General features: G+C 63.5%; 11 protein-coding genes and 1 rRNA gene. 10 read left to right on the forward strand and 2 right to left on the reverse strand.

What is annotated here, in order from left to right; all coding sequences use genetic code 11:
* Nucleotides 1–27 precede the first annotated feature (27 nt).
* Together DMP08_RS04515 and DMP08_RS04520 are read right to left on the reverse strand one after the other, a co-directional pair.
* Complete coding sequence (locus DMP08_RS04515) at nucleotides 28–627, reverse strand: FumA C-terminus/TtdB family hydratase beta subunit (RefSeq protein ID WP_123191776.1); 600 nt, start codon at nucleotides 625–627, stop codon at nucleotides 28–30.
* Nucleotides 624–1,505, reverse strand: a complete 882-nt coding sequence (locus DMP08_RS04520; RefSeq protein WP_123191777.1) for a fumarate hydratase — start codon at nucleotides 1,503–1,505, stop codon at nucleotides 624–626. The genes DMP08_RS04515 and DMP08_RS04520 overlap by 4 nt, the downstream gene beginning before the upstream one ends.
* Before the next feature lie 595 nt (nucleotides 1,506–2,100).
* On the opposite strand from DMP08_RS04520, the gene DMP08_RS04525 reads away from it, so the two are divergent.
* The 10 genes from DMP08_RS04525 to DMP08_RS04570 all read left to right on the forward strand — a co-directional run.
* Nucleotides 2,101–3,255: an NAD(P)-dependent malic enzyme gene (locus DMP08_RS04525; RefSeq protein WP_123191778.1), complete on the forward strand. Its 1,155-nt coding sequence runs from the start codon at nucleotides 2,101–2,103 to the stop codon at nucleotides 3,253–3,255.
* 4 nt (nucleotides 3,256–3,259) lie between these two features.
* On the forward strand, nucleotides 3,260–4,033 hold the full coding sequence (tmk, locus tag DMP08_RS04530) for a dTMP kinase (protein WP_123191779.1): 774 nt from the start codon (nucleotides 3,260–3,262) through the stop codon (nucleotides 4,031–4,033).
* A 3-nt stretch (nucleotides 4,034–4,036) separates the two neighbouring features.
* On the forward strand, nucleotides 4,037–5,215 hold the full coding sequence (gene holB, locus DMP08_RS04535) for a DNA polymerase III subunit delta' (protein WP_123191780.1): 1,179 nt from the start codon (nucleotides 4,037–4,039) through the stop codon (nucleotides 5,213–5,215).
* Between the two features lie 11 nt (nucleotides 5,216–5,226).
* On the forward strand, nucleotides 5,227–6,795 hold the full coding sequence (locus tag DMP08_RS04540; protein ID WP_123191781.1) for a PSP1 domain-containing protein: 1,569 nt from the start codon (nucleotides 5,227–5,229) through the stop codon (nucleotides 6,793–6,795).
* A 15-nt stretch (nucleotides 6,796–6,810) separates the two neighbouring features.
* Nucleotides 6,811–8,268, forward strand: coding sequence for a nicotinate phosphoribosyltransferase (locus tag DMP08_RS04545; protein ID WP_123191782.1), 1,458 nt, complete (start codon nucleotides 6,811–6,813; stop codon nucleotides 8,266–8,268).
* 67 nt (nucleotides 8,269–8,335) lie between these two features.
* Nucleotides 8,336–9,238: a DegV family protein gene (locus DMP08_RS04550; protein WP_123191783.1), complete on the forward strand. Its 903-nt coding sequence runs from the start codon at nucleotides 8,336–8,338 to the stop codon at nucleotides 9,236–9,238.
* A gap of 57 nt (nucleotides 9,239–9,295) precedes the next feature.
* On the forward strand, nucleotides 9,296–10,225 hold the full coding sequence (locus DMP08_RS04555) for a DegV family protein (protein ID WP_114567943.1): 930 nt from the start codon (nucleotides 9,296–9,298) through the stop codon (nucleotides 10,223–10,225).
* A gap of 8 nt (nucleotides 10,226–10,233) precedes the next feature.
* A complete protein-coding gene (locus tag DMP08_RS04560; protein ID WP_123191784.1) occupies nucleotides 10,234–11,226 on the forward strand; it encodes an NAD(P)-binding domain-containing protein in 993 nt (330 codons plus the stop codon).
* A gap of 88 nt (nucleotides 11,227–11,314) precedes the next feature.
* A complete protein-coding gene (locus tag DMP08_RS04565) occupies nucleotides 11,315–12,286 on the forward strand; it encodes a radical SAM protein (protein ID WP_244596800.1) in 972 nt (323 codons plus the stop codon).
* A gap of 266 nt (nucleotides 12,287–12,552) precedes the next feature.
* A 16S ribosomal RNA gene (locus DMP08_RS04570) occupies nucleotides 12,553–12,638 on the forward strand; the annotation flags it as partial.

The following is a 12,638-nucleotide window of genomic DNA, read 5'->3' on the forward strand; positions in this document are numbered from 1 at the left end:
ATTCGCGCCGGTTAGGCGCGAATCGGGCTACGCTTGCGCGTTCTCGATGGCGCGGTACAGGTCGGTTCCCTGGGCGTCCACCGCCACGAAGCAGGGGAAGTCTTGCAGCGTAAGGCGGCGCAGCGCCTCGGTCCCCAGGTCTTCCCAGGCTATCGTCTCGCTTGCGACCACGTGGGTGGCCAGCAACGCGGCGATGCCGCCGACCGCCGCAAGGTACACGCCGCCGTTGCGCACGCAGGCGTCGATGACGTCGGCTGAGCGCTTGCCCTTGCCGATGCACGCGATCACGCCCGCGTCCATGAGCGCGGGCGTGGCGAAGTCCATGCGGCTTGCCGTGGTGGGGCCCACCGACCCAAGAGGCCTGCCTGCGGCGGCAGGAGTGGGGCCGGCGTAGAACAGCGTCTGTCCTTCCAGGTCGTACGGCAGGCGCCCGTCCGTGCGCAGCGCTTCGAGGGCGCGCGCGTGACCGGCATCGCGCATGGTGTAGACGGGTCCCGTCAGGCGCACTTCTTGCCCGGACCTCAGGCGGCCGACCTGCTCGCGATCGAGGGGCAGCGTCAGATGGACGGCGCTCGGCTCGCTTGGGTCTGCAGGGGCGTCGGATTCGCAGCGTGAAGGCTCGTTCATCGTTCATCACTCCAGGAAATCAGCTCGACGGATGCGGTTCGCATGGCGCAGCAGCCCATGTTCACGGCTACGGGAAGCGCGGCGATGTGGCACGGGGCCGTTTCCACGTGCACGGCCAAGGCGGTGGTCGAGCCGCCAAGGGCCGCGGGGCCTATGCCGGTTGCGTTGACGGCGCGCAGGAGCTCCTTTTCGAACCGGGCCGTTTCGGGCGCGGGCGCGGGGCTTCCGACGGGTCTGAGCAGGGCGTGCTTCGCCAATCCCGCCACCTTGTCGAACGTGCCGCCCACGCCTACTCCCACGATGAGCGGGGGGCACGCGTTCGCGGCTTTCTCGCGCACGCATTCGAGAACCGTTCGGCGCACGCCTTCGGCTCCGGATCCTGGAGCCAGCATGACCACGCGGGAAGCGTTGTCCGATCCGCCGCCTTTCAGCATCACGTGCAGCGTGGCGCCTTTTCCGGGACGGAAGCTGACTTCCGTGAACGCCGGAGTGTTGTCGGAGGTGTTGGTTCGGTCGGTCAGGGCGTCGCGCACCACGCTCATGCGCAGGCGGGCGTCGGCGTAGGCGCGCGCTACGGCGTCGTTTACTTGGGACAGGGCGTTGCCGGGCAGCATGAGGTCTTCGCCGACTTCCAAGCTGACCCAGACCGTGCCCGTGTCCTGGCAGATCGGCACGCCGTCTTGTTGCGCGATGCGCGCGTTTTCGAGCACCTGGTCCAACACGGCTCGCGCGCGCGGCTCGCTTTCCGTTTCTTTCGCTTGCTCGATGCCGGCTCGAACGTCCTCTCGCAGCGTCACGGCGCATTCGACGATGCTTTGGTAGACGGCGTCGGCCACCGCTTCAGCGGTCGGCCCCGGCTTCCGTTCCGGGTGCGTCATAGGCGGTTCTCCTTTGCTTGGGGTCGGGTTATTCTACCACGGAGCCGCGGCGCGCCCCCGCGTTCGCCGGCGGAGACGAGCGGCGCCGCTTCGGGCTCGCCGAGCGTGCGGTCCAAGGGCGGCTCGCCTTCCCGACGCGGCGATGCGCTCGGCATTGCGAAGCCCGACGTTGCTCGGCGGCGAAGGCGAAAATCTTCCAAAAACCCTTGCTCGTGCTGAAAAATTGCGTTTGCGAACGATTTTCGAGGCTTGTATATATAAAAGTATATCGATCATAATATATAACCCCAGGTTATGGGGATGCGCCTTCAATTATCCTCGAAAAAGATCATTCGCAAACGCAATTTTTCAGCACGAACCCACCGTTCGGAGCGGTTTTCGCATCGCGGACGGTCGTCCGTCCGGCTCCTCCCGTCCGGGACGAGCGTCATTTTGGGCGGGGGAGCCGGGTCCGTCCTTCGCCTTTTCGGCGCGCATGTGTTTTTTGCATCGGCGCGCCGCAAGAAAGCGCCTCGCTCGGAGGGGAGGCGCCCCGTCTTGCGCTCGAAGGTATATAATTGTATACGATCGCCAAAAAACAGCTAAAGGATTGAGCATGAACCTGAACGAAGAATCGCTGCGCTTGCATCGCGAATGGCGCGGCAAGCTTGATACCGTCCCTAAAATGGATATCGCCACGCGTGAGGCCCTTTCCCTGGCGTATACGCCAGGCGTTGCGGAGCCGTGCCGCAAGATCGCGGAGGATCCGCAGGCCGCGTACGAATACACGATGAAAGCCAACACGGTTGCCGTGGTCAGCGACGGCAGCGCCGTTTTGGGCTTGGGCAACATCGGGCCTTTGGCGGCCATGCCGGTCATGGAGGGAAAGTGCGCGCTGTTCAAGGCGTTCGGCGGTGTGAACGCAGTTCCGCTGTGCCTGGACACGCAGGACACCGACGAGATCGTCGAGACCGTGGTGCGCTTGGCCCCGTCGTTCGGCGGCATCAACCTGGAAGACATTGCAGCTCCGCGCTGCTTCGAGATCGAGCGGCGCCTGATCGAGGCGCTCGACATTCCCGTGTTTCACGACGACCAGCACGGCACCGCCATCGTGGTGCTGTCGGGCGTCATCAATGCGCTGCGCTTGACCGGCAAGCGCAAACAGGATTGCCGCGTGGTGGTCAACGGCGCGGGCTCGGCGGGCATCGCCATCGCGAAGCTGCTTTTGAGCTACGGGTTCCGCCATCTGACGCTGGTCGACCGTTGCGGCATCATCTGCTCGAAGTCCCAGGGCATCAACGAAGCTCAGCGCGCCATGCTGAAGGTAACGAACCTGTCCGACGCCGAAGGCTCGCTGGCCGACGCCTTGGCAGGCGCCGACGTGTTCGTGGGCGTGTCCGCGCCGAACCTGGTCAGCGCTGACATGGTTCGCTCCATGAACGACGACGCCATCCTGTTCGCCATGGCCAATCCCGACCCCGAGATCTACCCGGACGTGGCCAAGGCCGCCGGCGCGCGCGTCGTGGGCACCGGCCGCTCCGATTTCCCGAACCAGATCAACAACGTGGTGGCGTTCCCCGGCATCTTCAAGGGCGCGCTCGAGGGACGCGCGACGCGCATCACCGAGGCTATGAAGCTGGCGGCTGCCGAAGCGCTGGCCGGACTCGTGTCCGACGAGGATCTGTGCGAGGATTTCATCATGCCCGAACCGTTTGATCCGCGTGCGGTGGAGTGCGTGGCGAAGGCGGTCAAGGACTGCGTGGAGGATTAGCGGCATGCCCGAAACGCAAGATCTTGCCCCGCGAGGCATCTTCATAACGTTCGAGGGGGGCGAAGGCGCCGGCAAGACCACCCACATTCGTTTTCTAGCAGAAGCGCTGCGCGCGCACGGTCGCGAAGTGCTGTGCTTGCGCGAGCCCGGCGGCACCGATATCGGCGAGCAGCTGCGTGCCGTGGTGCTCGACCCGCGCAACGTCGCCATGACCGACGAAGCCGAGCTGCTGATCTACGAAGCCGCGCGCGCCCAGTTGGTGAAGCAGGTTATCGCGCCTGCGCTTGCGCGCGGCGTGGTGGTGCTGTGCGACCGGTTCACGGATTCCACGGTTGCCTACCAGGCATACGGTCGCGGGCTTTCGCGCGAATTCGTGGACGGGGCGAACGCTTTTGCCTGCCAAGGGCTGCGGCCCGACCGGACCATCCTCATGGCCACGGGCGGCACGGCGCGCACGGGCCTTGCGCGGGCGACGCATCGCGGCGCCGATCGCCTCGAGCGCGCGGGCGAGGAGTTTCACGCGCGCGTGAACGAGGCGTTCATGGACATCGCGCGGCGCGATCCCGGTCGTGTTCGCGTGGTGACCTCGGCCGATCGCAAGTCGCGTACCGCTTCGGCTGTGTTCTCGCAGTTGAAGGACTTGTTTCCCTGGATGGCCGACGTCGAGCAGCGCGACCCTGCGTTTTTCGATCGACTGGATGTGAAGCGCAGCCAGGTTGGTCGCGCGGGGCTGCGATCGTCCGCTGAAAGCGCGCCGGGCGCGTCGCAGGGGGTCTGACCTGTGGCCGCCGACGCGTTCGAGAACATACTGGGGCAGCCGAAGGTACGCGAGTTCTTGCGCGCCACGGTATCCCAAGACAAAGTGAGCCATGCGTACCTGTTCACGGGTCCGGCTGGGTCGAACAAGACGCTTGCGGCCTACGCGTTCGCCCAGGCGGTTTTGTGCCCGAAGGGCCCGCAAGGCCCGCGCGGCGGCAACTGCGGCGCATGCGATGCGTGTCGGCGCATCATGCGTAAAAAGCATCCCGACGTGCGCTATTTCGCGCCGGAAGGTGCCAGCGGGTACTTGGTGGAGCAGATTCGCGACATCGTTTCCGACACATCGTTCGCTCCTATTCAGGCCAAGAAGAAGATATACATTCTCGATCGCGTGGATCTTCTGGGCGTGCAGGCGGCGAACGCGTTTCTCAAGACGCTCGAAGAGCCTCCGTCGGATGTCGTGCTCATCCTGCTCGGCCGCACGCGCGAAAGCGTGCTGCCCACCATTCTCTCGCGTTGCCAGGTGGTGCCGTTTCGCACTATCCCGGCCAGCGAAGCCGCCGGCATTATCGTGCAAAATTCGGGCGCCTCGCTCGAACAGGCCCGCATGGCGCTCGAAGCATGCAACGGATCCATCACGCGCGCCGTGGAATTCCTCAAGTCCAACGAGCGCTTGGGCTTTCGCCGACGCGTGCTCGAAGTGGTCGGCTGCCTGGGCAAAGCAGACGATTGGGACATCATCGGGTTCGCAAGCGAGCTGGTGGTGCTGGTCAAAGCGCCGCTCGACGTGGCGCGGGCCGAACAGGAGCAGGAGCTGGCCGAGAACGCCGACTTCCTGGCGAAGTCGGCCATCCGTCAAATCGAGGCGCGCAACAAGCGCCAGCTGACGGCGAAGACCTTCGAGTCGCTTCGGCACCTGACCGCCGTCGTGCGCTCGTGGTTGCGCGACGTCGTGGCGGTGTGCGCGGAGACGCCGGAGCTCGTCATAAACGTGGACGTGCGCGATTCCGTCGTCGAAACGGCGGCGGTTACCGACGAGGCGCGCGCTGTCGCGGCGTTGGCGTGCGTGCGTCGCTGCGACGAGGCTATCTCGTATAATGTATCCCCCGAAACGTGCATCGATGCGATGCTGTTCGAGATTCGTGACACGCTGTACGGTCGCGCGCCCCATGCTTCGGGTGCGGCGACCCGGATAAGATAGAGAGGTGCGCCATGGTTCGCATAGCGCCTGTTAACCTGTACTACAATCCCAAAACGCTCTGGTTCGACGCCGGGGACCTTGACGTGCGCACCGGTGACGGCGTGGTGGTGTCAACCGCGCGCGGAATCGAGTTCGGCCGGGCTTCGGGCGATGTGTTCGAGGCTGACGAAGCTCAGGTGAAGAAACTGAAAAGCCCGCTCAAGCCGGTGAAGCGCATTGCTTCGCCCGAGGACGAGGCTCAAGCGGCCGCTATGGAGCGCAAGAGCGCCGAGGCCCTTCCCGTATTCAAGGAGATGGCCGCCGAGGCAAGTGCCGACATGCACCCCGTTTCGGTGGAGTACCTGTTCGACGGCGACAAAGCCATCTTCTACTTCGAAGCGGAGGAGCGCGTGGACTTCCGCGAGCTGGTGCGCAAGCTGGCCTCGTATTTCCATGTGCGCATCGACATGCGCCAGATTGGCGTGCGCGACGAAGCCCGTATGGTGGGAGGGCTGGGCCATTGCGGCCAGGAGCTGTGCTGCAAGCGCTTGGGCGGCGAGTTCTGTCCGGTGTCCATCCGCATGGCCAAGGAGCAGGATCTCTCGCTCAATCCCCAGAAGATCTCGGGCGTGTGCGGCCGCCTTATGTGCTGTCTGCGCTACGAATTCGATGCCTACAAGGATTTCAAGAGCCGTGCGCCCAAGCAGAACTCGCAGGTGGAAACCCCTATCGGCACGGCCAAGGTGATCGATCTGGACGTGCCGCGCGAAGTGGTGACGCTTAAGGTCGACGGCGAGAAGCCCGTAAAGGTGCCCCTGGCTGATTTCGATCCGCCCGAGGAAGGCGTGCAGCGCCCGAAGGTGGTGGGCTCGCAGGCTTGGGAGAGCGCGACGGCTCAGGCGGCTATCGGGGTTGCCGGGGAGTCCACGGTGTTCGCAACCTCGCAGCTCACGGGCTCGGACAAGCTGGCCGATCCTTCTGCTGTGCGTCGAACCGGACGCGGTGGACAGAAGCCTGCGCGCGGCGGGTCGAACGGCAACGGCAAGCAGAACGGCCGCAACGGCGGCGGTCGCGGCGGCTCGAACAAGGTTTCCGAGTCCGGTTCGCCTTCGGGTCGCAAGCCGCGCCGTCGTCGTTCGACGAAGGTCGGGGGAGAAGCGGGCGCCGCCGAGACGGCCGATGCCCCCAAGCGCCGCCAGGGCCAGGGCGGCCAGCAGCAGAAGCTGCAGCAGCCGGGCCAAGGTCAGAAGAAGCAGGGCGGCTCCAAGAAGCAGCAACCTCGCACGTCCGATGCCAAAAAGCAGCAGCCTCGTTCGAGCGAGGCCAAGCAGCCGGCGCGCACCGGCGACGCCAAGAAGCAAGGGCCGCGTCCCGGCCAGAAGTCGTCGGGCTTGCGTCAACAGAAGCCCCAGCAGAAGTCTCCGCAGAAGTCTCCGCAGAAGCAAGGCGGTGCTCCTCGTCCGGATCGCAATGCAAGCGACCAGGGAAAACCGGCAGGCGAAGGCGGGCATCGCCGTGCGCGTCGTCGCAGCCACCGGTCGGGAGGCGACGGCGCGTCGAGTGGATCGAACGGTTCTGCGGACAATGCCAGCAACAGCTAGGAGGAGCAAGATCTCATGAGGATCGATTACGAGCTTCTGACCGATCTATACCAGTTGACGATGGCTCAGGGGTATTGGGAAACGGGCCAGGGCGACACGCAGGCTTGCTTTCACATGTATTTTCGGGACTACCCGTTCAAGGGCGGTTATGCCGTGGCATGCGGCCTGGCGCAGTTGGCGGACTTGGTCGATACGTTCGAGTTCACGGCCGATGATATAGCGTATTTGGCCTCGCTCGATGCTCCGGGCGGCGGGTCGTTGTTCAAGCCGGAGTTTCTCGACTACCTGAGAACCTTCAAGCTCAACGTCGACATCGACGCGGTGCCCGAAGGGGCCATCGTATTTCCTCACGAGCCCATCGTGCGTGTGGTCGGGCCCATCATGGATTGTCAGTTGGTGGAAACCGCCCTGCTCAACTGCGTGAACTTCCAGACGCTTATCGCAACGAAGGCCGCTCGCGTGTGCCTGGCCGCTCAAAGCCCCGTGGCCGAGTTCGGCTTGCGTCGTGCGCAGGGCGCGGGCGGCGGTCTGTGGGCTAGCCGCGCCGCCGTGGTAGGAGGTTGCGCGTCCACGTCGAACGTGCTGGCGGGCAAGCTGTTCGACCTGCCGGTTTCGGGGACGCATGCCCATTCGTGGGTCATGTCGTTTCCCGACGAGTTGACGGCTTTCCGCGCTTATGCCGAGGCGTTTCCGAAGAACTGCGTGCTTCTGGTCGATACCTACGATGTCGAGCAGGGGATCGAGAACGCCATTACGGTAGGTCTCGAGATGCGCGATCGCGGCGAACGTTTGAGCGGCATTCGCATCGATTCGGGCGACTTGTCGTGGCTTGCGAAGATGGCTCGGCGCATGCTCGACGAGGCGGGTTTGAGCGACTGCGGCATCGTCTTGTCGAACGATTTGGACGAATACGCCATCCAGTCCATTCGCGATGAAGGGGCCCAGGTGAGTTCATGGGGCGTGGGCACGAAGCTTGCCTGCGCGTACGACCAGCCCACCTTGGGCGGTGTCTACAAGCTGTCCGCAACGCGCGCGCCGGGCGACGCGGGATGGACGGATCGCATCAAGATATCCGAGTCGGCGGCGAAGCTGACCACGCCGGGCGTTTTGGACGTGCGGCGCTACTTTTACTGCGACGGCGGTCGATTGGCTGGCGATATGGTGTTCGACGTGAACGCGGGCGTCGGCGCGCGCGAAGTCATCGTGGATCCCTCGGATGATCTGCGACAGAAAAACCTCGCGGGCTTGTGCTTCGAGACGTTGCTCAAGCCGTTGGCGCGTGCTGGCGAAACGGTGCTTGCTCCCGAGTTCCGTTCTGCTTTGGCAGCGCGCGAGCGGGCTCGCACGGGGCTTGCCACTCTCGATGAGAGCCAAAAACGCATGCTGCATGCGCACACGTATCCTGTTGGCCTTGAATATGGTCTTTTTGAGCGTCGTCGTGATTTGGTTGTGCGGCTGCGGGGCATCGCGTAAGTTTGATAGAGGGAAGCTGGGCGCCAGCCCGTTTGCCGTCGTCCGTTCCAGCTCAAGGAAGGAAGCTATGATCAAGATACTAACCGATTCGGTGGCCTCCATTCCCGCCGATATGGCGAAAGCTGCGGGCATCGAGGTGATCACGCTTTTCGTGAACCGTGCGGGCGTAGAGTACGCCGATGCGACGATGGATCTCGACGAGTTCTATGCAGACATCTACGACATGGTCGACGACATTCCCATCTCGAGCCAGCCTTCGCAGCTGACGCTTGAGCGGGCGTTCGAAGAGGCGGCGCTCGCCGGCGACGAAGTGCTGGGGATATTCATTTCCACCGGTTTATCGGGCACGTACGAAGGGGCCGTGCGCGCTGCGCGGGCCGTGAAGGCGCGCAACATCCATTTCTCCTACGTCATGATCGATTCCGCATCGTGCGGGTTCGACGAGGCGTGGCCCGTGCTCGATGCTGTTGCCGCACGCGATGCGGGCGAAGACCTGGCGGGATGTGCCGCCGCCGCGCTTTCCGGTATCGAGTCCACGCGCTTTCTGTTCACCCCGGAGACCTTGACGTTTCTGCAGAAAGGGGGCCGCATCGGCAACGCGGCGGCTCTTTTGGGGAACCTGATTCAACTTGCTCCCGTCTTGACGGTAACCGATGGGTCCGCCACTACGCTTGCGAAGGTTCGCACGCGCAAGAAGGCGCTCGAAAGGATCGTGTCGACGTTCAAGCAAGACGTTGAGGAGCGCGGCTTGAAGAACGTAGTCGTCCACTACATAGGAGACAAAGCTCCGGCGGTCGAATGGGCGCGCGAAGTCATCGACCCGCTTGTCGGCCGAGCGGTGGACGTGCTGCCGGTGAGCCCCGTCATCGGGTTGCATGTGGGACCCGCCGTCGGACTGGCGTACGAATGCGCCGCGCCCGTAGCCGGAAAGCTGACGGCTGCGGTTCGCACGCGCGTCGTTTCGTCGTAGCGCCCGAACGAACCATCGTCCAAATCGCTCAACAGCGAAGGAAGCGAGACATATACCATGCAGCATCAATGCAACCTTATTATTGATTCCTGTTGCGACCTGCCCTTCGAGGTGGTCGATCGGGAGGGCGTCGAGTTGATCAAGTTTCCCTACGTCATGCGCGACGGGGAGCATGCGGACGACCTGTATCAGACGTCGTCAGCGTACGATTTCTACCAGGCCATGCGCGACGGCGACGAGCCGACCACGGCGCAGGTTCCCGTGCCGGTGTTTCGCGACGCGTTCACGCGTGCTATCGAAAGCGGCGTTCCTACGGTGTACTTGAGTTTTTCAAGCGGCTTGTCGGGCAGCTACGATGCCGCCGCCCTTGTTCACGAGCAGTTGATGGCCGAACATCCTGAGGCTGAGTTGTACCTGGTCGATACGCGCTTGGCTTCGATCGCAGAGGCGCTTCTCGTTCACGAGGCGCTGCGCCAGCGCGACAATGGGCTCACGGCGCATGAGCTGGCGCTTTGGGCTGAAGAGGCGCGCTTTTTCGTGGACGCCGAGTTCATGGTGGACGACTTGGAGTCCCTTCGCCGAGGTGGGCGCATCCCCGGTTCGGTTGCGTACGCCGGCTCCAAGCTTGATGTGAAGCCGCTGCTCACCATCACCTGCGACGGCAAGCTGTCCTTGTCGGGCGTGGCGCGCGGGCGGAAGAAGGGAATCAAGCAGTTGGCCGATTACTACCACAAGCGCAAGGCCGATTCCCGGCCGGGTCGTTTCGTGGTCATCGGCAATGCCGATTGCCCGAAGGATGCGGCGCGACTGAAAGACGCGCTCGCAAAGGAAGACGACAGCATCCTGTTTCTGGAGAGCAGCATCGGGCCGGTCATTGGAAGCCATGTGGGACCCGGCATGATCGCAGTAGTGTTCTGGGGAAACGACAAGCGCGAGGAGCTGTCCGTGGCGGACCGCATCGCGAAGAAGGTAAAGGGCGGGGAGTGAGGATTTCAATGGAGAGTACGTATGCGTTTGTGGGGGACCAGACGGTGGGCGCCATGGTGGAGGCGCGCATGGAGGCTGCGGGATGCAGCCGCGCGGAGAGCGTCGCCGAAGCCGATACGGTGATCACGTACTACACGACGCAGACCGCCTTGGAGGATGCGTACTTCGACGAAAGCGGTTTGATCCAGTCGGCTTGCCCGGGCACCCTGCTGATCGACCTGTCCTCGTCCACCCCGAGCTTCGCGCGCGAGCTCAACGCGGTAGCCGTGGTAAGCGATTTGGTTTCCGTGGAAGCTCCGCTTATCGTGCTTGACCTGTCTCTTCCCGATGCGTTCGCCAGGAGGGACAACCTTGCATGCCTCGTGGGAGGCGAGGAGGACGCCGTGCAGCGAGCGCTTCCCGTGGTGGAGACCCTAGCGGGAGACGTGCAGGATACGGGCGGTCCGGGGTCGGCGCAGCTCGCGCGCGCGGCGTATACGTTGCAGACCACGGCTCAGGTTATTTCCGCCATCGAGGCGGACGCTTTGTACCGCGTCGTGCGACGCTCGTCGGCGGTTTCCGGTCGCGGGGTCGGACGCGTGGGCGCTGCAACTCCGGTTGCCGAACAGGTTCTTGCGGCGGTCGAGACCGGCAGCTTCGCGGGCACCTACACGGTGGAGATGCTCATGTCCGAGCTGTCAGCTGCTTTGACGGCCGCCGACGACGTGGACCTGATACTGCCCCAGGGTGAAGCGTGCCTGCACCTGCTGGAGCTTTTGGCTGTCATCGGCGGAACCGGAAAAGCGCCTTCTGCCCTGTCGTTGGTGTACGGCGACGAGTCGGCCTGCGCGGCCGAGGGGCTTGACTGGACGCGTGCCGAGCAAACGTACGGAGACGCTTCGGACGAGCTTGGGTTTTCCGAGCACGACGACGTCGAGGACGGCTGCGGGTGCGGTCACGATCATTCCGGAGACGATCCGTATTCGGGGTATTCGATCTATCCCGGATATTCGGTTAACTAAGGTTCGTCGGTTTCGGGGTCGCCGAAGCCTTGCAATGTCAAAGGGCGGACGCGAGGCTCGGTTTCGTTGATCGATAGGGGAAAGTACCATGACCGACACCATGCTTCCCGTCGCCTGCGACCTGTGCCCCCGCGCTTGCGGTGCAAACCGGTATGAGGGAAAGCGCGGCTCGTGCGGGGCGGATGACAAGCTGATGGTGGCGCGCGCTGCGCTGCATTTTTGGGAAGAACCTCCCATCAGCGGGACGCGGGGCAGCGGCACCGTGTTCTTCGCCGGCTGCCCGCTGCGCTGCTCGTATTGTCAGAATGCGGTCATCGCCGTAGGGGATGCAGGTGCGCCTATTGGCGTCGATCGTCTGGCGGATATATGCCTGGAGCTCGAAGGGCAGGGTGCGCTCAACGTGAACTTCGTCACTCCGACCCAGTACGCCTTGCAGGCGAGGGCGGCCGTTGAAAAGGCGCGCGCCCTCGGTCTGACGGTGCCGGTCGTATGGAATACCTCGGGGTACGAGACGGTCCGCAGCGTGCGCGCGAACGCAGGCATCGTCGATGTGTATCTGACTGATTTCAAGTATGCCGACCCCGCTTTGGCCGCACGCTACTCGAACGCTCCCGATTACCCTGCCGTTGCCCTTGCTGCGCTTGAGGCCATGGTGGAAGAAGTCGGACCGCCTCGGTTCGACGAGGTGGACGGCGAGCGTCGCCTTGTCGGCGGTGCGGTGGTGCGCCATCTTATGCTGCCGGGAGCGCTGGAAGATTCCAGGCGCGTCGTGCGCTTGATCCACGAGCGCTTCGCGGATAGCGTATTGCTGTCTCTCATGAATCAGTACACGCCGGTTTTGCCCGAAGCGGCCGCTTCGGGCGATGCGCGGGCGGCGGCATGCCTGAGCAGATGCCCGGAATTGGCGTACCGCGTTCCCGACCGCGAATACGAGCTTCTCCTTGATTTTGCAGATGCGTTTGGTATTGAGGATTACTTCTGGCAAGAGGGAGGCGCTGCTGAAGACAGCTTTATTCCGCAGTTTGACCTGATGGGAGTGCACAGTGGTGATTCGGAATAGCTTCAGCTGAGCAAATTTCCCAACTTTTCCAAAAAAGTTCTTGACTCCGGACGGGGGCACGGGTAGTATGTCTCCTTGCGCTTCGGGCTTCGGCTTGAAGCGGAGAACCTTGAAAACCGGATACTGAGAAGCAGAACAAGCGAGAAATAAAGCCAAGCAATGGATCCGCATGAGACGGACCTCTTAAAGTAAGTACGTCACTTCAGTGACAACGCTTTACTTTAGGAGAAAACCAAGATCGAACGCGGCAGCGATGCCGCACTCTTTAAACGGAGAGTTTGATCCTGGCTCAGGATGAACGCTGGCGGCGTGCCTAACACATGCAAGTCGAACGGTTAACCCACCTTCGGGT

Origin of the sequence: Paraeggerthella hongkongensis (genome assembly GCF_003726035.1) — a bacterium.
Classification (GTDB): Bacteria; Actinomycetota; Coriobacteriia; order Coriobacteriales; family Eggerthellaceae; genus Paraeggerthella; species Paraeggerthella hongkongensis.

What these genes read in the sequence shown, in the direction of transcription:
- DMP08_RS04515 (WP_123191776.1), bottom strand. Translation starts at nt 627, where the DNA reads ATGAACGAGCCTTCACGCTGCGAATCCGACGCCCCTGCAGACCCAAGC.
- DMP08_RS04520 (WP_123191777.1), bottom strand. Translation starts at nt 1,505, where the DNA reads ATGACGCACCCGGAACGGAAGCCGGGGCCGACCGCTGAAGCGGTGGCC.
- DMP08_RS04525 (WP_123191778.1), top strand. Translation starts at nt 2,101, where the DNA reads ATGAACCTGAACGAAGAATCGCTGCGCTTGCATCGCGAATGGCGCGGC.
- tmk (WP_123191779.1), top strand. Translation starts at nt 3,260, where the DNA reads ATGCCCGAAACGCAAGATCTTGCCCCGCGAGGCATCTTCATAACGTTC.
- DMP08_RS04540 (WP_123191781.1), top strand. Translation starts at nt 5,227, where the DNA reads ATGGTTCGCATAGCGCCTGTTAACCTGTACTACAATCCCAAAACGCTC.
- DMP08_RS04545 (WP_123191782.1), top strand. Translation starts at nt 6,811, where the DNA reads ATGAGGATCGATTACGAGCTTCTGACCGATCTATACCAGTTGACGATG.
- DMP08_RS04550 (WP_123191783.1), top strand. Translation starts at nt 8,336, where the DNA reads ATGATCAAGATACTAACCGATTCGGTGGCCTCCATTCCCGCCGATATG.
- DMP08_RS04555 (WP_114567943.1), top strand. Translation starts at nt 9,296, where the DNA reads ATGCAGCATCAATGCAACCTTATTATTGATTCCTGTTGCGACCTGCCC.
- DMP08_RS04560 (WP_123191784.1), top strand. Translation starts at nt 10,234, where the DNA reads ATGGAGAGTACGTATGCGTTTGTGGGGGACCAGACGGTGGGCGCCATG.
- DMP08_RS04565 (WP_244596800.1), top strand. Translation starts at nt 11,315, where the DNA reads ATGACCGACACCATGCTTCCCGTCGCCTGCGACCTGTGCCCCCGCGCT.